17 protein-coding genes are annotated in these 20,261 nt (G+C 74.2%); 12 read left to right on the forward strand and 5 right to left on the reverse strand.

Annotated features, from left to right (window positions below; all coding sequences use genetic code 11):
- Positions 1-17: 17 nt before the first annotated feature.
- Entirely contained in the window at positions 18-677 is a 660-nt protein-coding gene (locus E4622_RS05385; RefSeq protein ID WP_245155893.1) for a class I SAM-dependent methyltransferase, read from the reverse strand.
- Positions 678-737: 60 nt separating this feature from the next.
- Here E4622_RS05385 and E4622_RS05390 point away from each other — a divergent pair, with 60 nt between their 5' ends.
- Positions 738-2,819 (forward strand): acyl-CoA dehydrogenase, encoded by a 2,082-nt coding sequence (locus E4622_RS05390; protein ID WP_134739007.1) that lies wholly within the window; start codon positions 738-740, stop codon positions 2,817-2,819.
- A gap of 11 nt (positions 2,820-2,830) precedes the next feature.
- Here E4622_RS05390 and E4622_RS05395 read toward each other — a convergent pair whose 3' ends face one another.
- The 3 genes from E4622_RS05395 to E4622_RS05405 all read right to left on the reverse strand — a co-directional run bounded on the left by E4622_RS05395 (position 2,831) and on the right by E4622_RS05405 (position 6,952).
- On the reverse strand, positions 2,831-5,269 hold the full coding sequence (locus E4622_RS05395; RefSeq protein WP_134739008.1) for an ATP-binding protein: 2,439 nt from the start codon (positions 5,267-5,269) through the stop codon (positions 2,831-2,833).
- The gene (locus E4622_RS05400) at positions 5,260-5,640 is read right to left on the reverse strand and encodes a response regulator (RefSeq protein ID WP_134739009.1); all 381 of its coding nucleotides are present in this window, start codon (positions 5,638-5,640) and stop codon (positions 5,260-5,262) included. The genes E4622_RS05395 and E4622_RS05400 overlap by 10 nt, the downstream gene beginning before the upstream one ends.
- A 79-nt stretch (positions 5,641-5,719) precedes the next feature.
- Positions 5,720-6,952: an alpha/beta hydrolase gene (locus E4622_RS05405; protein WP_134739010.1), complete on the reverse strand. Its 1,233-nt coding sequence runs from the start codon at positions 6,950-6,952 to the stop codon at positions 5,720-5,722.
- Between the two features lie 60 nt (positions 6,953-7,012).
- On the opposite strand from E4622_RS05405, the gene E4622_RS05410 reads away from it, so the two are divergent.
- Complete coding sequence (locus E4622_RS05410; protein WP_134739011.1) at positions 7,013-8,476, forward strand: wax ester/triacylglycerol synthase family O-acyltransferase; 1,464 nt, start codon at positions 7,013-7,015, stop codon at positions 8,474-8,476.
- An 87-nt stretch (positions 8,477-8,563) separates the two neighbouring features.
- The gene (locus E4622_RS05415; RefSeq protein ID WP_134739012.1) at positions 8,564-9,313 is read left to right on the forward strand and encodes a hypothetical protein; all 750 of its coding nucleotides are present in this window, start codon (positions 8,564-8,566) and stop codon (positions 9,311-9,313) included.
- Positions 9,314-9,317: 4 nt separating this feature from the next.
- Here E4622_RS05415 and E4622_RS05420 read toward each other — a convergent pair whose 3' ends face one another.
- Complete coding sequence (locus E4622_RS05420; RefSeq protein ID WP_209021790.1) at positions 9,318-10,223, reverse strand: alpha/beta hydrolase; 906 nt, start codon at positions 10,221-10,223, stop codon at positions 9,318-9,320.
- Between the two features lie 147 nt (positions 10,224-10,370).
- Between E4622_RS05420 and E4622_RS05425 the strand changes: the two genes are divergently transcribed.
- The 9 genes from E4622_RS05425 to E4622_RS05460 all read left to right on the forward strand — a co-directional run bounded on the left by E4622_RS05425 (position 10,371) and on the right by E4622_RS05460 (position 20,253).
- The gene (locus E4622_RS05425; RefSeq protein ID WP_134739013.1) at positions 10,371-12,569 is read left to right on the forward strand and encodes an acyl-CoA dehydrogenase; all 2,199 of its coding nucleotides are present in this window, start codon (positions 10,371-10,373) and stop codon (positions 12,567-12,569) included.
- Entirely contained in the window at positions 12,566-13,084 is a 519-nt protein-coding gene (locus E4622_RS22660; RefSeq protein ID WP_167735983.1) for a MaoC family dehydratase N-terminal domain-containing protein, read from the forward strand. The genes E4622_RS05425 and E4622_RS22660 overlap by 4 nt, the downstream gene beginning before the upstream one ends.
- On the forward strand, positions 13,081-13,485 hold the full coding sequence (locus E4622_RS22665) for an OB-fold domain-containing protein (RefSeq protein ID WP_167735984.1): 405 nt from the start codon (positions 13,081-13,083) through the stop codon (positions 13,483-13,485). The genes E4622_RS22660 and E4622_RS22665 overlap by 4 nt, the downstream gene beginning before the upstream one ends.
- Positions 13,482-13,868 carry a MaoC family dehydratase gene (locus E4622_RS05435; RefSeq protein ID WP_134739014.1) on the forward strand — a complete coding sequence of 129 codons (387 nt, stop codon included), beginning with the start codon at positions 13,482-13,484 and terminating at the stop codon, positions 13,866-13,868. The genes E4622_RS22665 and E4622_RS05435 overlap by 4 nt, the downstream gene beginning before the upstream one ends.
- Complete coding sequence (locus E4622_RS05440; protein WP_134739015.1) at positions 13,865-15,028, forward strand: lipid-transfer protein; 1,164 nt, start codon at positions 13,865-13,867, stop codon at positions 15,026-15,028. The genes E4622_RS05435 and E4622_RS05440 overlap by 4 nt, the downstream gene beginning before the upstream one ends.
- On the forward strand, positions 15,025-15,486 hold the full coding sequence (locus tag E4622_RS05445; RefSeq protein WP_134739016.1) for an MOSC domain-containing protein: 462 nt from the start codon (positions 15,025-15,027) through the stop codon (positions 15,484-15,486). The genes E4622_RS05440 and E4622_RS05445 overlap by 4 nt, the downstream gene beginning before the upstream one ends.
- Positions 15,487-15,498: 12 nt before the next feature.
- Entirely contained in the window at positions 15,499-18,009 is a 2,511-nt protein-coding gene (gene hrpB, locus E4622_RS05450; protein ID WP_134739017.1) for an ATP-dependent helicase HrpB, read from the forward strand.
- A 286-nt stretch (positions 18,010-18,295) separates the two neighbouring features.
- Complete coding sequence (locus E4622_RS05455) at positions 18,296-19,747, forward strand: cryptochrome/photolyase family protein (protein ID WP_134739018.1); 1,452 nt, start codon at positions 18,296-18,298, stop codon at positions 19,745-19,747.
- Complete coding sequence (locus tag E4622_RS05460; RefSeq protein WP_134739019.1) at positions 19,747-20,253, forward strand: 2'-5' RNA ligase family protein; 507 nt, start codon at positions 19,747-19,749, stop codon at positions 20,251-20,253. The genes E4622_RS05455 and E4622_RS05460 overlap by 1 nt, the downstream gene beginning before the upstream one ends.
- Positions 20,254-20,261: the final 8 nt, after the last annotated feature.

Raw genomic sequence — 20,261 nt, forward strand, 5'->3', positions numbered from 1 at the left:
CGAAACTCTCGGGCGGGTCACCCGACGGGGTCGCCGGGGTCGCCGGAGGTGCGGGTGAGGACGCGGAGGGAGCCCAGGGCGTGGGACTCGGCGAAGGCGCCGCCGGCGAGGGCGCGCTGGAAGACGTGGTAGGGCGCCTGGCCGCCGTCGGCGGGGTCGGCGAAGACGTCGTGGATGACCAGGGCGCCGCCGGGCACCAGCCAGTGGGCCCAGCCGGAGTAGTCGTTCTGGGCGTGCTCCTCGGCGTGGCCGCCGTCGATGAAGAGCAGCGACAGCGGCGTGCGCCACAGCCGCGCGACGGTGGTGCTGCGGCCGACGACCGCGACGACCTGATCCTCGAGGCCGGCGTCGGCGATGGTGCGGCGGAAGACCGGGAGGGTGTCCATGAGGCCGAGCTCGGCGTCGACGAGCGTGGGGTCGTGGTGCTCCCAGCCGGCCTGGTTCTCCTCCGAGCCGCGGTGGTGGTCGACGGTGACCACGGTGCCACCGACCTCGCGCGCCGCGGCGCCGAGGTAGATGGCCGACTTGCCGCAGTAGGTGCCGACCTCGAGCGCGAGGCCGTGCGGCAGCCGCTCACGGGCGACCCGGTGCAGGAGGTCACCCTCGTCCTCGGGCATGAAGCCCTTGGCGGCGAGGGCGTGGGCGAGCAGGTCCGCGGGCATGCTGGTGTCGGGCACGGGCCGCACTCTAGGATATGGAACACGTTCTAGTTTTCTGCCGCCACGGAAGGGCGCCGCATGTCGATCGGGATCGCGGACGAGCACGTCGAGCTGGCGGCCAGCCTGCGCAAGTGGGCCGCGTCCCTCGACGGACCCGCGGCGGTCCGGGCGACCGCGGAGGACCCAGCGGCGACGTTCGACGACGTGTGGCGCGCCGTGGGCGAGATGGGGGTCGCCACCATCGGGCTCCCGGAGTCCGCGGGAGGCGGTGGCGGCAGCGTGCTCGACGTCGCCGTGGCCCTCGAGGCGTGCGCCCACGAGCTGGTGCCCGGGCCGCTGCTGTCCACCGCGGTGGCGGCGGCGCTCCTGGGGGAGACGGCCGGGCTCTCGCAGGCGCTCGCCCAGGGCGCGCGCCTCGGGCTCGCGCTCGACGCCCGGCTCGAGGTCGTGTGGGACGCGCCGGGAGCCACCCACCTGCTGGTCCCCGACGACGACGAGCACTGGCACGTCGTCCCGGCGGCCGCGGTGGACGTCACCCCGGTGACCGGGGTCGACCTGAGCCGCCGGTTCGGCTCGGTCCGGGCGGACCGCGCCGCCGACGGCGTCCTGCCCGTGCCGGGCCTCACCGCAGACGTCGTACGCCGCACGGCCGTGACCCTCGCCGCCGCCGAGGCGTCCGGGATCGCGCGCTGGTGCGTGCAGACCGCCGCCGACCACGCCAAGGTCCGCGAGCAGTTCGGCCGGCCGATCGGCGCCTTCCAGGCGGTCAAGCACCTGTGCGCCGAGATGCTCGAGACCGCCGAGGCCGTGACGGCGGCCGCGTGGGACGTCGCCTCGGTCGCGTTCGGCGAGGAGGAGCAGTGGGCGTTCGCGGCCGACGTCGCCGAGACGGTCGCCCTCGACGGCGCCGTCGCCGTCGCCAAGAGCTGCATCCAGGTGCTCGGCGGCATCGGCTTCACCTACGAGCACGACGCCCACCTCTACCTCCGCCGCGCCCTCACCCTGCGCGCGCTGCTGGGCGACGCCGACGCCGCCGCCGAGCGGCTGACCGCCCGCGCCGTCTCCGGCGTACGGCGCACGGTGCGCGTCGACCTCGGCGGGCGGGACGAGCAGATCCGCGCCGACCTCGCGGCCCGGGCGGACCGCGTCGCGGCGGCCGACGACCAGCGCGCCGAGCTCGTCGAGACCGGACTGCTGACCCCGCACTGGCCCGAGCCCTACGGACTCGGCGCCGACCCGGTGACCCAGATCGTGATCGACCAGGAGCTGGCCCGCGCCCAGGTGACGCGCCCCGACATCGTCATCGCCGGGTGGGCGTTGCCGACCATCCTGGAGCACGGCACCGACGAGCAGCGCGAGCGCTTCGTGCGCCCGTCGCTGCTGGGGGAGCTCGTGTGGTGCCAGCTGTTCTCCGAGCCGGGGTCGGGCTCCGACCTGGCCTCCCTGCGCACCCGCGCCGACAAGGTCGACGGCGGCTGGCGGCTCACCGGCCAGAAGGTGTGGACCTCGGTCGCCGAGCGCGCCGACTGGGGCATCTGCCTGGCCCGCACGGACCCGGACGTGCCGCAGCACCGGGGCATCAGCTACTTCCTGGTCGACATGCGCAGCGAGGGCATCGACGTCCGTCCGCTGCGCGAGATCACCGGCCAGGCGCTCTTCAACGAGGTGTTCCTCGACGAGGTTTTCGTGCCGGACGACTGCCTCGTCGCCGAGGTCGGCGACGGCTGGCGGCTGGCCCGCACCACGCTGGCCAACGAGCGCGTCGCTATGGCCACGAGCCGGCTCGACAAGAGCGTCGAGCGGGCGGTGGTCCTCGCGGCCGGCGGCCTGACGGACGCCCAGCGGGTGCGGGTCGGCCACGCCGTCGCGCTGTCGACGGTCTGCTCGCTGCTCGGCGTGCGCTCCACGCTGCGCTCGCTCGCCGGCCAGGGCCCCGGCGCCGAGTCGAGCGTGGCCAAGCTCCTGGGCGTGCGCAACCGCCAGGACAGCGCGGAGCTCGTCGTCGAGCTCCACGGCGAGCGCGCGATGCTCACCGACGACGAGGAGGTGCGCGCGGCGGTGTGGGAGCTGCTCAACACCCGCTGCCTGTCCATCGCCGGCGGCACCACCCAGATCCTGCGCAACGTCGTCGGCGAGCGGATCCTCGGCCTGCCCCGCTGAGCGCGCGCGGCTCAGCGCGACGGGTGCAGGGGCAGCGAGATCCGGACGGTCGTGCCCTCGCCCGGCTGGGAGTCGACGGTGACCGTGCCGGCGTGCGCCTGCACGATGGTGCGCACGATCGCCAGTCCCAGGCCGGTGCCGGGGATCGAGGCCCGCACCGCGCTGCTGGCCCGGAAGAAGCGCTCGAACAGCCGGCCCTGCTCCTCCACGGGGATCCCGATGCCGGTGTCCTCGACGGTGACCACGGCCCGCCCCGGCTGGCCGGCGTCGTCCCCGACCGACCCCAGCGCGACGCGGACCTCGCCGCCGGGAGTGAACTTCATCGCGTTGGAGACCACGTTGACCAGCGCGCGCTCGAGCTGCGCGGCGTCGCCGACGACGCGCACGTCGCCGGAGGGCGGCAGGGTCAGCGTCACCGTCAGCTCGCCGTCGCCCAGCGGCTCGGTCGTCTCGACCACCCGGACCAGCAGCGCGCCCAGGTCGAGCGGGACGTGGTGGGCGCTCTCGACGAGCGACTCCGTGCGCGACATGGTGAGGATGTTCTCGATCAGGCCGAGCAGCCGCTGGCCGGCCCTGGTGCCCCGGCGCAGCAGCTCGCGCTGCCGCTCGTTGACGGGTCCGACCGCCTCGCTGGCGAGGAGCTCGTTGAAGCCCATGATGCTCGTCATGGGCGTGCGCAGCTCGTGGCTGACGGTCGCGAGGAAGTCCGACTTCGACCGGTCCAGCCGCTCGAGCTCCTCCACGCCCTGGCGCTCCTTCTCCAGCGCCGCCCGCAGCGCGTCCTGCGCCAGCGCGCGCTCGGTGACGTCCTCGCCGACCTGGAGGTAGCCGATGAGCTCGCCGGCGGCGTCGCGCAACGGGGTGACGCTGACGCTGACCCGGAGCCGCCGCCCGTCGGCGCCCACGAAGGTCCAGTCGCCGGACACCGGGGCGCCCAGCTCGGTCTCGGCCGGGCGCTCGCGCAGCTCCTCGGGGTCGTAGAGGTCCACCAGGTGCCGGCGGCCCACCAGGTCCGACGGCGCGTAGCCCAGCAGCCGGCGGGTGCCCCGGTTGACGTACGTCGCCAGGCCGTCGCGGTCGGCCGCGATGATCGAGATGCCCGTGGTCGCGTCGAGCAGGGCGGCGTTGAAGCCCAGCTCCTTCTCGAGCGAGCGCTGCGCCACCCGCTGCTCGGTGAGGTCGACCAGCTGCGCCACGACCAGGTCGCCCGAGGAGGTGTCGGGCACCCAGGAGAGGGCCAGCCGCACGCACCTGGCCGGCTCGGTCGCGAACCACAGCTCGTGCTCCCAGCCGCTGCGCCGTCCTGCGGTCATCTCGCGGGCGGCGTCGACCACGAGGCCGCCGTGCGGGCCGAGCGCGTCCGCCCAGTCGCGGCCGAGCAGGTCGTCGCGCCGTACGCCGAGCAGGTCGCCGGCCGGCTCGTTGAGGTCCAGCACGTGGAGCCCGCCGTCGGTCGGGCGCAGGAGCAGCGTGCCGATCACGGACTCGGTCATGCTGCGGCGGTAGGTCTCGCCGACCGCCACGGCCTCGCGGAGGGCCGCCCGCCGCTGGCTGACGTTGAGCGCGAGCGGCAGCGAGACCAGGGCGATGACCACGAGGTCCAGCTGCACGAGCGCGTCGCGGACGCGTGCGGAGATGTCACCGTCCGAGCCGAACGGGCCGCCGCCCTCGGTGGCGAGCGCGGTCACGATCAGGCCGGCGGCCAGTGCCTCGAGCGCCAGGGCGCGTGGCGAGAGCACCTGGGCGCCCCACACGAGCAGCGGCAGCGGGAGGAACGCCAGGGGCAGCGACTGGCCGGAGTGGTGGACGAGGGCGAAGGCGCCCAGCGTCGCGACCACCTGGACGGCCTGCAGCACCCGCGGGTCGTCGCTCAGCCGTGCCTGCGGGTCCCCGACCATCAGGGCCAGCGGCAGGATCAGCAGCGTGGCGGCGCCGTGGGCGGCCGTGACGTTGGTCCAGGTGGCGGCGAAGGACCCCTCCAGCGCGATCGCCACGGTGGCGGCGACGAGGGTGCCCGCCGTCATGGCGCCGGCGGCGATGGCCACCAGCACGCGCGGCAGGTCCTCGGGCGCGCGCATCGGGACGAGGGACGACCGCGGCGCGCGGCCGGCGCGCAGGACCAGGGCCAGGACCAGGCTCTCGGCGGCATTGCCGAGCCCGAAGAGGGCCGCGACCTCGAGGCCGCGGCCCTCCAGGGCGTTGGCGGCGCCGGTCACGACCAGGACGCCACCGAGGAGCGCCGGCCAGTGGCGCGGCGGGCTGAGCACCACCATGGCCGAGCCGACCCCGGCCGCCGGCCACCACGTGGCGACGTCGGAGTCCGGCGGCGCGAAGTGCACCGAGAGGACCGCGAGCACGAACACGGCGACGTACCCCAGCGCGACGCCGGGCAGCCCCCTCCCCGCCAGCAGGGCCGTCGGGGTCGACGGCGCCCACGGGGTCAGGGACACGAAGGGCGCCCCTCGAGGAGCCTCTGGACGGCCTGCGTGAGCGCGGGGATCGTGAACGGCTTGGTGGCGTAGGAGTCGGCGCCGGACGCGATCCCGGCCGCGATGTCGTCGGGGTCGGCCATCGCCGAGAGCATCAGGATCAGCGGCTCGGACGTCGGGGGTGTGGCGCGCACCCGGCGCGCGACCTCCAGACCCGACATCTGCGGCATCGACACGTCCAGCACCATCAGGTCGACCCGCTCCTCGGCGAGCAGGCCGAGCGCGGCCGGCCCGTCGGAGGCGGTCAGCACCTGGTGCCCCGCGATGCCCAGGGCGAGCGAGAGCAGCTCGCGGATGTCCTCGTCGTCGTCGACGACCAGCAGCCTGGCCATGGCGCGCGCCCTCCTGGTACCGGTGGGGGTGCCGGTAGGTGCAGGGTAGACCCCGCCGGGCGCCCAGGAGGGAAGAACCTCAAGCCGACGCGCGGTCGTGTCGCCAGGAGCTCCAGTGCCAGTGGAGGTAGCGGTCGATGGCGCGCACGATGTGCGAGGAGCGGATCGAGGGGAAGACGTCGAAGGCGTGCTGGGCGCCGGGCAGCTCGGCGTAGACGACCGAGCGCCGGGAGATCTCGCGCAGGCGGGCCACGAAGAGCCGCGCCTGGTCGACGCCGACGAGGGTGTCCCGGCTGCCGTGGAGCACGAAGAAGTCCGGTGCGTCGGGGGTGATCCGCAGCAACGGGGACGCGGCCTCGAAGAGCTCGGGGTGGTCCTGCCAGCTGGTCCGCAGGACCCGCCGGGACAGGAAGCCGTCGCGCATCCGCTCGGCGCTCCTCAGGCCGGTCGAGCCCGCGAGGTCGTAGACGCCGTAGTGCGGCACGGCGCACTGCACCGAGGTGTCGGCGTCCTCGAAGCCGGGCTGCCATCCCTTGTCGTCGGCGGTGAGCGCGGCCAGCGACGCGAGGTGACCCCCGGCGGAGCCGCCGGTGATCGCGACGTAGTCGGGGTCGCCGCCGTAGGAGGCGATGTTGTCCTTCACCCACGCGATCGCCTGCTTGACGTCGATGACCTGGGCGGGGAAGGGGTCGCGCGGCGCGAGCCGGTAGTTGACCGCCACGCAGACCCAGCCCTTGGCGGCGAGGTGCTGCATCAGGGGGATGCCCTGCTGCTCCTTGGTGCCGATGGTCCACGCGCCGCCGTGCACCTGGAGCAGCACGGGCGCGCCCTCGACCGGGCTCGAGGCGGGGGAGTAGACGTCGAGCCGGCCCCGGCGCCCGTGGTCGTTGTAGGCGATGTCGCGCTCGACGCGGACCTGCGCCGAGCGCATGCGGAAGGGGTAGACCAGCGAGCGCCACGGCACCGCCAGGTCGGCCGGCGTGGGCGCGGCGTCGAGCTGCTCGACGTACTCCGCGCCGAGCGCCTCGGTCAGCGAGTCCTCGGCGACCTCGCGGACCCGCCGTGCCTGGCCGACCAGGAAGGCCAGGCCCGCTGCGCTCAGGCCGGCCAGCGCCAGCCCCATCGGGTCGCGACGGCGTCCGCGGGCGTGGGTGAGGGCGTCGGCCGCGGTGAGGGCCAGCACGTGCGGGGCGAGCTCGCCGGTGAGCCACCCGGCGAAGAAGGCGGGGATGCCCACCTGGAAGCCCGGCACGGGCCGGATCGCGTTGGCGGTGAGCGCGGCGGTGACGACCTGGCGGCGACGGAACCCCATAACGATCAGGCTAGTGCAGCGTTTAGAACACGTTCCACTCTTCAGACCTAGGATGCCGCCATGGACCGCCTGTCAGGACTCGACGCCAGCTTCCTCTACCTCGAGACGCCGGCCCAGCTCATGCACGTGTGTGGGCTCATCGTCCTGGACCCGAGCACCATCCCGGGCGGCTACTCCTTCGCGGCCATGCAGGCCGGCATCGACCAGCAGGTCAAGGACGTCCCGGCGTTCACGCGCAAGCTGCGCCGCGTCCCCCTGGGCCTCGACCACCCGATCTGGGTCCGGGACCGGCAGTACGACATCGAGCGGCACGTGCACCGGCTCGCGCTCCCGGCGCCGGGTGGCTACGACGAGCTCGTCTCGCTCGCCTCCCACCTCGCGGCCCTGCCGCTGGACCGGTCGCGTCCGCTGTGGGAGATGTGGGTGATCGAGGGCTACGAGGGCGGCGACAAGGTCGTGGTGTTCTCCAAGATGCACCACGCGACCGTCGACGGCGTCTCCGGCTCCAACCTGATCTCCCACCTGTGTGCGCTGGAGCCCGACGCCGCGCCCCTCGTGCAGACCACCGATGAGCGTCACGGACGTGAGCCGGGCCTGCGCGAGCTGCTCGGCCGGGCGCTGCTCACCAACCTCGCGCTGCCCGTGCACGCCGCCAGGATCGTCGCCCCGACGGTCAAGGGCGTCGCACGAACCGTCGGACGGGCACGCGCCGGCACGGCGATGGCCGCGCCCCTCACGGCTCCGCGCACGTCGTTCAACGGCACCATCACGGGCCACCGCACGATCGGCGTCGTGGACGTCGGCCTGGAGGAGGTGCGGGCGGTCAAGACGGCCACCGGCACCACCGTCAACGACGTCGTGCTGGCGCTGGCCGGCGGCGCCCTGCGCGCCTACCTCGACGAGCGCGGCGAGCTGCCCGACAGCTCGCTGCTGGCCTCGGTGCCGGTCAGCGTGCGCGAGCAGTCGCAGCGCGAGGGCGGCGCCAACAAGGTCTCCACCCTCTTCGCCACGCTCGGCACGGACGTCGAGGACCCGCTCGAGCGGCTCCAGGAGCTGGCCGAGTCCAACCGTCACGCCAAGGAGCACCACCAGGCGATCAGCGCGGACGCGCTGCAGGACTGGGCGGAGTTCGCGGCGCCACGCACCTTCGGGCTCGCCGTGCGCGCCTACGCCGGGCTGCGGCTCGCCGAGAAACACCCGGTCGTGCACAACCTGGTGATCTCCAACGTGCCGGGGCCACCGTTCCCGCTCTACTTCATGGGCGCCGAGATCGTCGGCCTCTACCCGCTCGGACCGGTCTTCCACGGGGCCGGCGTCAACATCACGGTGATGTCCAACAACGGCCGGCTCCACGTCGGGGTGATCGCGTGCCGCGAGTCCATGCCCGACGTCGACGCGCTGGTGCGACACTTCCCGACCGAGCTCGCCAAGCTGACCGAGGCCGTCCGGGCGCCCGAGGAGGTCACGCCGATCAGGCGGGCGCGCGCCCGCCGCACGACGAGGGCGGCCGCCGCGGCGGACTGACCCTACGAGAAAGGTAGGCGGTCTAGACAGTTCCGGTGATAGTCGAGTTCTTCTCAGAATGCGCTCCGCGGCACCTACCGTGGTTGCGTGACCTCTCCTCGGAACCGCTCCCTGCGCCGCTGCGCCGCCGGCGCCACGACCGCCGCCGCCCTGCTCCTCTCCCTGCTGGCCGCAGCGCCGCCGTCGGGCGCCGTCGACGGGGACGGCCTCGGCGTGGCCACCGTGAAGGTGGTCGACCACCTGGGCCGGCCCATGGTGGCCCAGGTCGTGGCCAGGACCGCGGACGGCGCGCTCTCCCTGATCGGGCCGACGGGCGACGCCGGCGGCCTGGTGCCCTTCTCCTCCTGGACGGGGGAGAAGGAGGCGGGCAGCTACGCGCTGGCCTCGATCTCGCCGTGGGGCGGACTGGCGTGCTTCAAGATCGACCCCTGCAGCTTCGACATGCTCAGCGGCACGGTGCCGACCCGCTCGTTCTCGCCGGTGCTCATGGTGACGGACTCCGACACCCCGGCGGTCGTCACCCTGCGGACCCCGGCCCCCGGCAGGATCACGGGCCGGCCCGTGGTGGGACGGCGCTTGGCCGTGGTGGTCTCGCCCGGGCTCCGCGCCTACATGAGCATGGCCAAGGCGGACATGAGGTTCGCCATCACGTGGCTCCGGGACGGCAAGGTGATCCGCCGGGCCGCGGGCACCAGCTACAAGATCAAGCGCGCCGACCGCGGGCACCGGCTGACCGCGAGGCTCGCCTACCCCGCCAAGGCGGTCGCGGTCTTCGCCCAGGCGGGGGTGCCCGCCAAGCCCCAGACCCTGGTCGGGAAGCGGGTGCGCAAGCGCTGAGAGCTCAGCGCCGCGCGAAGTCCCGGCGGCGCGCGTCGACCGTGTTGGCGGCCTCGACGACGACCGGGACGAAGCTCTCCGCCTCGAGGACGCACATCGCGTGACCCCCGTCGACCTCGTGGAGCGTGGCGCCGCGGATCGACCGGGCGAGGGCGACCTGGCGCCGCGGCGGGATCACCTTGTCGCGGGTGCCGACCACGACCGCGGTCGGGACGTCGATCTTCCCGAGCCAAGGGCGCGAGTGGTGGCGGCCCAGGGCCGCGAGGGCCTGGCCGACCGCCCACGGGCTGGTGCTGCGGAACTCCCGGATCGCCCACTCGTGCATGTCCGAGGGGGCCAGGTCCACGGCTCGAGCGGCGGCGCGGGCGGCGGTGATCGCCGTGCGCGAGCGGGACAGGCCGCGCGCGCCGACCATGGAGGCGCCCATGCCGGCGAAGAACACCTGCTCCGCGGGGTTGAGCCGGAAGCGGTCGGTGGTCGCGCAGAGCAGCAGCCCCTGCAGCTTGTCGGGATGCTGGCGCCACACGCGCTGGGCCACGACGGACCCCATCGAGTAGCCGCCGACGATGACGTCCCGCAGCTCGAGCACGTCGATGAGCGCGGCGACGTCGTCGGCGCAGTCGCGCAGCGAGAGCTCCTCGCTGCGGATGCCCTGGCCGTGCCAGCGCTGGTCCATCGTCACCACCCGGAAGCGCCGAGACAGCGGCTCGATGGCGGGGTACCACGTGAGCAGGCCCGTGCAGCCGAGCGCGTGGAGCAGCACCAGCGTGGGAGACTCCGGGGAGGGCCCCGGCGTGTCCGTGACGTACGTCGAGCCGCCGCGACCGGGCAGCTCCAGCAGCCGGCCCGGCGGGATCCGCGCCCACGGCAGGTAGACCCGGTTGCGCAGCACCTCGCGCGGTGAGAACACTGCGGCCCCGTCCCTCCGTCGCGGTCGGGACTCTGCTGCGCCGACCGTGGTCACCTAGACTAGAACAGGTTACAGTTTCGGCCAGGTGGCGGCCCCCGGTGCGGCGCGCCGCCGACCATCGTGATCCCGACACGGCAGGAGAACCACGTGGGTGCGGACGGTTTCACCCCGGCGGACCAGGAGTCCGTCGCGGCAGTGCGCTCGGTCATCGAGCAGGCGCTGGAGCGGGACGCGGACTGGGCGGCGCTCGCGTCGGCCGGCATGCTCGGCCTGGCGGTTCCACAGGCCCAGGGTGGCGAGGGCCTCGGCCTCGCCGAGGTCGGCGTGCTGCTGCGCGAGACCGGCGCCCGCGCGGTGCACCTGCCGGTCTGGGAGACGCTCTGCTGCGGCACGCTCACCATCGCCGCCACCGGCTCGGAGACGCAGCAGACGCTCCTGGCGGGCGTCGCGACCGGTGAGGTCGTCCTCACGCCCGCGCTGCGCGAGGTCGGCGTCGGCATCCTGGACCGCCCCACCGCCACGTACGCCGCCGGGCGGGTCACCGGCCGCAAGGTCGGCGTCACCTACGCCGCGGACGCCGCACGGCTGCTCGTGACCGCGCTCGACGGCGACGACGTGGTCGTCGCGCTGGTCGACCCCGCCGACCCCGGCGTGACGCTGCTGGAGTCCGGCTCCTCGGCACGGCGCACCACCCACACGGTGGTCCTCGACGGGGCGCCCGGCGAGCTGCTGCTCGGCCCCGACGCGGCACGGGTGCTCACCGAGCACGCCGTGGCCGGCCTGGCCATCACCGCGGCCGGGCTCGTGGCCGGCGCCCGCGACCTGACCGCCGGCTACATCAAGGGGCGCACCCAGTTCGGGCGTAGCCTGGCGGAGTTCCAGGCCGTCGCGATGCAGATCGCCGACGTCTACATCGCCTCCCGGACCCTCGACCTCGCCGCCGACAACGCCGCCTGGCGGATCCGCGAGGGCCTCGACGTCACCGACGACCTGGCCGTCGCGGCCTACTGGGTCTGCGCCGAGGCGCCCCCCGCGCTGCGCACGTGCCACCACCTGCACGGTGGGATGGGCGTCGACGAGACCTACCCGCTGCACCACTACTTCTCGTGGGTCACCGACATCGCCACCACGCTCGGCGCGCTGGCCTGCGACGTACCCCTCGAGGACCCGACGACCAAGAACCTCGAGCTCACTGCCACCCAGCGCGCGCTCAAGGCCGAGCTGCGCGCCTACTTCACCGACCTGGCCTCCCACGACCAGCACCTCGACATGGGCCAAGAAGATGAAGCCCGTGACAGGCACGGTCCGACGTACCAGCGCGTGGTCAAGCAGATGGGCACCGACGGCTGGATGGGCGTCGGCTGGCCGAAGGAGTACGGCGGTCACGGCCTCGGCGAGGTCGAGCAGACGATCTTCGCCAACGAGGCCCAGCACGCCGACGTGCACCTGCCGGCCGTGACCCTGCAGACCGTCGGGCCCACGCTGATCCGCTACGGCACGGAGAAGCAGAAGGAGATGTTCCTCGCGCGGATCCTCCAGGGCGACGTGCACTTCGCGATCGGCTACAGCGAGCCCGACGCGGGCACCGACCTGGCGTCGCTGCGCACGACGGCCCGGCGCGACGGGGACCACTTCATCGTCAACGGCCAGAAGATGTGGACCACCGGCGGGCACCAGGCCGACTACGTCTGGCTGGCCGTGCGGACCGACCCCGACGCTCCCAAGCACCGGGGCATCTCGATCCTGATCGTCGACACGTCGGACCCCGGCTACTCGTTCACCCCGATCATCACCGCCGACGGCTCCCACCACGTCAACGCCACCTACTTCAACGACGTCCGCGTCCCCGTCGACATGCTCGTCGGCGAGGAGAACCAGGGCTGGAAGCTGATCACCACCCAGCTCAACCACGAGCGCGTCATGCTCGGCCCCGCCGGGCGCATCGAGGGGCTGCGCGACCGGATCGTCGACTGGGCCACCAAGGCCGGCGTCCTCGAGCGGCCCGACGTCCGCGACGTCATGGGCCGCGTGACCGCGGTCTTCCGGGTCAACGAGCTCCTCAACTGGGAGGTCGCCCGCGCCGGCGAGGCAGGTGAGATCTCGGTCGGGGACGCCTCGTCGTCCAAGGTCTTCGCCGCCGACCAGGTCCAGCACCTCGCGGCCGACCTGGCCGGCATCGTCCACCGCTACGGCGACCCGGCCGAGGAGGAGACCCGGCACCTGCTCGACTACCTCGACGGCCAGGCCAAGCGCAACCTGGTCCTGACCTTCGGTGGCGGCGTGCAGGAGGTGCAGCGCGAGCTGATCGCGATGTTCGGCCTCGGGCTCCCGCGGGTCCCACGATGAGCGCGCGGACCAGTGTCGGGCACGACGAGATCATGGCCGAGGCCGAGCGCATCAAGGCCCTCGGCGAGGCGTCGGAGTCGCAGGCGCCGTACCCCGTCAACCAGCCCACGATCGGCACCTGGCTGGACGCGATGGGCTACGACAACGAGCGCTTCCGCAGCGGCGAGGCGCCGCCGTCGATGGCGCAGGTCTGGACGATGCCCGGCCTGGGGCGCAAGCGGCCGCCGGAGGACCCGCTCAGCCGGATGACGGAGTTCCTGACCGCGGCCGGCTACACCGCCGTGCTCGGGACCAACTGCGAGCAGAGCTACGAGCGCTACCTGCGCGTCGGCGAGGAGCTGCGGGTCACCAGCGCGCTCGACTCGGTGGTCGGCCCCAAGCGCACCGCCATGGGCGAGGGCTACTTCGTGACGTCGCGCAACACCTGGTACGTCGACCACCCGGACGGGCGGAGCGAGGCCGTGGCGACCATGCTGTTCCGGGTCCTGAAGTTCGTGCCGAGGGAGACGCCATGACCGTGCGTCCCATGGTCGGCCGCGACTCGCAGTTCTTCTGGGACGGCACCGCCGAGCGCGAGCTGCGCATCCAGACCTGCAACGCCTGCGGGTTCCTGCGCTTCCCGCCCGGCCCGGCCTGCCCCGAGTGCGGCGCCTTCGACCGCGGCCACGTCGTCGCGGCCGGCACCGGCACCGTCTTCTCCTACGTCGTCCACCGCCACCCCCCGGTCCCGGGCAAGGAGCTGCCGATCGTGCTGGCGCTCATCGACCTGGACGAGGGCGTGCGGATGGTCGGCGAGGTGACGGACGCTCTGTCGGACGAGACGGGGGACGCCGAGATCGAGATCGGGATGCGCCTGCGCGTCGACTTCGACCGCGTCGACGACGAGCTGACCCTGCCCGTGTGGAGGAAGGCATGAGGACCCTGACCGTGGGCGAGCAGCTGCCCGAGTGGAGCCTGCCGATGACCCCGACCACGATCGTGAGCACCGCGATCGCCACCCGCGACTGGCAGGACGTCCACCACGACCGCGACGTCGCGCAGGCGTCGGGGTCGAAGGACATCTTTCTGAACATCCTCACCAGCAACGGCCTCGTGGAGCGCTACGTCGTCGACTGGCTCGGCCACGACGCCGAGCTGAAGGGCATCGCGATCCGCCTCGGCGCCCCCGCCCACCCCTACGACACGCTGACCTTCCGCGGCACGGTCGAGTCCGTCGAGGACGGCGTCGCCACCATCTCGGTCGTCGGCTCGGTGTCGCTGGGCGACCACGTCGCCGGCACCGTGCGGGTCGTCGCGTGAGCGCCCTGTCGGGCGCGGCCGCGATCGCCGGCATCGGCGCGACCGAGTTCTCCAAGGCCTCCGGCCGCTCCGAGCTCCAGCTCTCCGTCGAGGCCGTGCAGCACGCGCTGGCCGACTGCGGGCTCACCCCCGCGGACGTCGACGGCCTGACGACGTTCACGATGGACACCTCCTCGGAGATCGCCGTGGCCCGCGAGCTCGGGATCCCGGAGCTGCGCTTCTTCAGCCGGATCAACTACGGCGGCGGCGCCGCCTGCGCGACCGTGCAGCAGGCCGCGATGGCGGTCGCGACCGGGGTCGCGGACGTCGTGGTCTGCTACCGCGGCTTCAACGAGCGCTCGGAGAGCCGCTTCGGGCAGTTCTCGCTCGCGGCCGCCACGCAGGTCAACACCAACGGCCTCGACAACGCCTGGACCTACCCGATGGGCCTGGGCACCCCGGCCGCCACCGTGGCCATGCAGGCGCGCCGCTACATGCACGAGTACGGCGCCACCTCGCGCGACTTCGGCGCCGTCGCGGTGGCCGACCGCCGGCACGCCGCCACCAACCCCGACGCGTTCTTCTTCGGCAGGCCGATCACGATCGAGGACCACCAGGCCTCGCGGATGATCGCCGACCCGCTGCACCTGCTCGACTGCTGCCAGGAGAGCGACGGCGCGGTGGCGCTGGTCGTGGTGTCGGCGGAGCGGGCGCGCGACCTGGCTCAGAAGCCGGCCGTGATCGCGGCGGCGGCGCAGGGCAGCGGACGCGACCAGTTCGTGATGACCTCCTACTACCGCGACGACATCGGCATCCCGGAGATGGGCGTGGTGGGCCGCGAGCTGTGGCGCCAGTCCGGCCTGACCCCCGACGACATGCCGATGGCGATCCTCTACGACCACTTCACGCCGTACGTCCTGATGCAGCTGGAGGAGCTCGGCTTCTGCGGACGCGGGGAGGCGCCCGGCTTCGTCGCCGACGGCGCGATCGAGGTGGGCGGGCGGCTGCCGCTCAACACCCACGGCGGCCAGCTCGGCGAGGCCTACATCCACGGCATGAACGGCATCGCCGAGGGCGTGCGCCAGATCCGCGGCACGTCGGTCAACCCGGTCGAGGCTCCGCACGTGCTGGTCACCGCGGGCACCGGCGTCCCGACGAGCGGGCTTATCCTCTCGGCGTGACGTCCGCTCCGGTCCCCCCGCCCGGGCCGGTCGTGGCCGCGCTGCACGTGGCCAAGGGCCGGCGGCTCCCGACCCGCTCGGTGCCGAGCGTCGAGATCGTCGCCGCCCGGGGCATCGTCGGCGACCGCTACGAGGGCTCCAGGCACCGCCAGGTGAGCATCCAGAGCCAGGAGGCGCTCACGGAGGCCGAGGCGGTCTTCGGCGCCGCCATCGACCCGGGCCTGACCCGTCGCAACATCACGGTCTCCTCCGGCGTCGTGCCGCGTGAGCCCGGCAGCCTGATCCGCATCGGCGACGTCCTGCTGGAGGTGGTCCGCGTCGCGGCTCCCTGCAAGCTGCTCGATGACACGATCGGCCCGGACGCGCAGGTCGCGCTGCGCCGCCGCGGCGGGTCGATCTGCCGGGTCCTGGAGTCGGGCGTCGTGACGGTGGGGGACGCGGTCGACCTGTCGGCGTGACAGGCTGCGCCCGTGCCCGAGGACCCGATCGCCCGGCTGCTGGCGCGGCCGCCGGACCTCCCCGTCGCGGCCGGGCTCGCGGACGTCCTCGAGGCGGTACGCCACAGCGGAGTCGCCGTCGTGCAGGCGCCGCCCGGCTCGGGCAAGACCTCGCTGGTGCCGCCCGCCCTGGCCTCTCTCGGCCCGGGCCGTGTCGTCGTCACCCAGCCCCGACGGATCGCGGCGCGCGCGGCCGGCCGGCGCCTCGCCCACCTGCTGGGCGAGCCTGTCGGGCGGACCTCCGGCTACTCCGTCCGCGGGGACCGGCAGACGAGTGACGCCACGCGCGTGGAGTTCGTGACGACCGGCGTCCTGCTGCGCCGCCTGCAGCGCGACCCGGCCCTGCCGGGCGTCGCGGCGGTCGTGCTCGACGAGGTGCACGAGCGGCAGCTCGACTCCGACCTGGCCCTCGCGCTGCTCGTCGACGTGCGCGCGCACCTGCGCGACGACCTGGTCGTCGTCGCCATGTCGGCCACGGTCGAGGCCCAGCGCACCGCCGCCGTGCTGGGCGGCGCCGCTCCCGCGCCCGTGGTCGACGTGCCCGGCTCCCTGCACCCGGTCGAGACGCTCTGGAGCCCGCTGCCCAGCGGGGTGCTGCGGATGGACGACCGCGGCGTCACCCCGCGCTTCCTCGACCACGTCGCCGCGACCGTGCGTCGAGCGCTCGCCGAGCGGACCGGCGACGTGCTGGTGTTCGTGCCGGGCGTCGCCGAGGTCGCCGGCGTCGTACGTCGCCTGGCCGGTGTCGACGCCGACGTCCGTCCGCTCCACGGGCGGCTGCCCCACCGCGAGCAGGACCTCGCGCTGACCGCCGGCGAGCGGCGCCGGGTGGTCGTCTCCACGGCCGTCGCCGAGTCGTCGCTGACCGTCCCGGGCGTGCGCAGCGTGGTCGACGCCGGGCTGTCGCGCGAGCCGCGCACCGACCACCGGCGCGGGCTGGCCGGCCTGGTCACGGTGAGGGTGAGCCGGGCCAGCGCGGCGCAACGGGCGGGCCGGGCCGGGCGTGAGGGGCCGGGAGCGGCCTACCGCTGCTGGTCGCCCGCCGAGCACGAGCACCTCGCGGACCACCCGGCGCCCGAGATCGCGACCGCCGACCTCACGTCGTTCGCGCTCGAGCTGGCGGTGTGGGGGAGCCCGGACGGCACCGGGCTGGCGCTGCTCGACCGGCCTCCGGCCCCGGCGCTGGCCGCCGCGCGCGAGACGCTCACGGCGCTCGGCGCCGTGGACGCGAGCGGCTCGGTCACCGACCGCGGGCGCGCCATCGCACGCGTCGCCGTCGACCCGCGGCTGGCCCGCGCGCTGCTCGACGGCGCGGAGCTGACCGGCTCTCGGCGGGCGGCGGAGGTCGTCGCCATGCTGGCCGAGGACGTGCGCGCACCCGGCGCCGACCTGGTCGCGGCGCTGCGCGGGCTGCGCCGCGGCGGACCGGACACCGGGGCGTGGAAGGCGGCCGTGCGGCGCCTGGAGGGCGCGGTCACGACCGTCACGGGCGACCAGGGGCTCACCGACGACCTCGCGGTCGGCCTCGTCGTGGCCCTGGCGCACCCCGACCGGGTCGCCCGGCTGCGGCCCAGCGGGTCGTCGTACCTCATGGCCGGCGGCACCGGCGCCACGTTCGCGCGAGGCGAGTCGGCGCTGGCCGGCACCTCCTGGCTGGCGGTGGCCGACGCCGACCGGCCGTCGGGCCGCAGCGACGCGACCATCCGCTCGGCCGCGCCGCTCGACGAGGACCTCGCGCTCGAGGCGGCCTCCGCGCTGTGGCGCGAGGACGAGCAGGTCGCCTGGCGAGGCGGCCGGGTGGTGGCCCGCCGCACGACCTCGTTGGGGGCCATCGAGCTGACGTCGGCGACGATCGCGGAGCCCGCGCCGCACCTGGTGGCGACCGCCGTGCGCGAGGGGCTGCGGGTCGACGGGCTGGCCGCCCTGCCGTGGGGCGAGGGTGCGACGGCCCTGCGCGCCCGGCTGTCCTTCCTGCACCGGGCGCTGGGCGAGCCGTGGCCGGACGTCTCCGACGAGGCCCTCGTGGAGACCGTCGAGACCTGGCTCGGCCCGGACCTGGCGCGGGTGCGGGGAGCGGGCGACCTGCGGCGCCTCGACGTGACCGCCGCCCTGCGACGCCTGCTCCCGTGGCCCGCAGCCGGCCGGCTCGACGACCTGGCGCCCGAGAAGGTCACGGTGCCCAGCGGGTCGGCGGTGCGGGTGGACTACGACGGCGACCAGCCGGTCCTGGCCGTGCGCATCCAGGAGGTCTTCGGCTGGCGCTCGGCGCCGGCGCTGGCCGAGGGCCGCGTCCCCCTGCTCCTGCACCTGCTCTCACCCGCGCGCCGCCCGGTGGCGGTCACCGCCGACCTGGAGTCGTTCTGGGCGACCGGCTACCCGCAGGTCCGCGGCGAGCTGCGCGGCCGCTACCCCAAGCACGCCTGGCCGGACGACCCGTGGACGGCGCCGCCCACCCGCGGGGTCAGACGGCCAGGCGCTCGGTGAAGAAGGCCGGCGACGCTCAGCGGGTTGAGCCCGGCCTCCGGCCTGCCGAAGAGGTGCGGCATCACGACGGTGAAGCCGGCCGCCACGACCTCCTCGCCGAACGCGATCACGTCCGCCCGGGATCTCGTGGACCACGACGACGCCGGGCCCGCTGCCCTTGCGGTACGTCGCGTACGTCGCGGTCGTGCCGCGCAGCGTCTCGGCCGTGTGCTCGCCGCGGGTCCAGCTCTCCAGGAGGCTCATGACGGGAGGATAGGGGTCACCGGGGCCTGGCTAGGGTCGGCGCATGCCGGAGTCACGCGTGCACCTGGTGCTGCCGCACCAGCTCTTCCGCGAGCACCTCGACGCTCCCGACGGCACCCGCTTCGTGCTGGTCGAGCACGACCTGCTGTTCCGCCAGTACGCCTTCCACGCCCAGAAGCTGGTCCTGCACCGCGCCTCGATGCGCCGCTTCGCCGACGCGCTGCGCGAGGCCGGACGCGAGGTGGACGTCGTCGAGAGCTCCGCGACGACCGGCAGCAACGACGCGCTCCGCGCGCTCCTGGCGACGCTGCGGCCGACCCGGGTGAGCGTCTTCGACGTCGTGGACGACTGGCTCTCGCGCGACCTGCACGAGGTGTGGCCCGAGCTCGAGGTGCTGGAGACGCCGAACTTCCTGACGACCCGGCAGCAGGTGCGCGAGCACTTCGCGGGCTCGTCGGCGCGGATGCAGACCTTCTACGCCTGGCAGCGCCGGCGCCTGGACGTGCTGGTCGAGGCCGACGGCAGCCCGGTCGGTGGCCGCTGGTCCTTTGACGAGGACAACCGGCGCAAGCTGCCCCGCGGGCACCCGGTGCCGGAGGTGGCGCGGCCGGAGCGGCACCCGGCCGTGGACGAGGCGATCGCCTGGGTGAAGGAGGCCTTCCCCGACGCTCCCGGCGACCCCGACGCCTTCGCCTGGCCGACCTCGCACGCCGAGGCGGCGGCGGCGTACGACGACTTCCTGGCACAGCGCTTCGCGGAGTTCGGGCCGTTCGAGGACGCGATCTCGGCCACGCACGGGTTCGTCTTCCACTCGCTGCTCACGCCCGGGCTCAACGTCGGGCTGGTCTCCCCGGCGGAGGTGCTGCGGGGAGCCCTGGCGCACGCCGGCGACGTGCCGCTGGCCTCGCTGGAGGGGTTCGTGCGGCAGGTGATCGGCTGGCGCGAGTACATGCGGGCGACGTACCTGATGTGGGGGCGGCGCATGCGCAGCCGCAACCGCCTCGAGCACGCCCGCCCGCTCGACCGCGGCTGGTGGGACGCCACCACGGGGCTCGAGCCGGTCGACCACGTGCTGCGCAAGGTGCTCAGGACCGGCTACGCGCACCACATCGAGCGGCTCATGGTCCTGGGCAACGCCCAGTGCCTGCTGCGCACCGACCCCGACGCGGCGTACGAGTGGTTCATGGAGCTGTTCGTCGACGCCTACGACTGGGTGATGGTCCCCAATGTGTATGCGATGAGCCAGTTCGCCGCGGGACCCGCCATCACGACGAAGCCCTACGTCTCCGGCAGCAACTACCTGCGCAAGATGTCCGACCTCCCGAAGGGGGACTGGACCGACGACTGGGACGCGCTCTACTGGACCTTCGTGCGCGACCACCACGACGTCTTCGCCGGCAACCCGCGCTCGCGGATGGTCGCGAACCTCTACGACGGCATGGACCCGGCCAAGAAGGCCACGCACACGCGTCGTGCCGCGGCGTGGCTCGCCTGATGCCGCGGCTGCACGCGCTGGAGCTGCTGCCGGACACCGCGGGGGAGGCCGCCGTAAGGCGCGACTGGCAGGCGCTGCGCGACGCGGGACTGCCCTCGATGCTCGACCACACGGGCGCCTCCAACACCCCGCACGTGACCGTGCTGGCGGTGCCCGAGATCGAGCCGCCCGACGAGCGGCTGGCCGCGGACCTGCTCGGCCCGCTGCTGCCCGTCACCGCCCGGCTCTCCGGGCTGGCGCTCCTGGGCGGGCAGCGGGTCACCGTGGCGCGGCTGGTCGACGTCCCCGACGAGCTCGTGGCGGCGGTCCTCCGCCTGAAGGCCGCCACCCGCGGTCACCAGCACCCCGGGTGGCTGCCCCACGTCACGCTCGCCAGGCGGGTCGAGCGCACCGACCTGCCGCGGGTGCTCGACGCGGTGGCCATGGACGGTGAGCCGCTGTCGCTGGTCTCGCTCCGGCGCTGGGACCCCGACGAGCTGTCGGTGCACCCGGTCGCGCCCGGCTAGGGTCGGCG

This window comes from Nocardioides sp. 503, assembly GCF_004522095.1.
Classification (GTDB): Bacteria; Actinomycetota; Actinomycetes; order Propionibacteriales; family Nocardioidaceae; genus Nocardioides.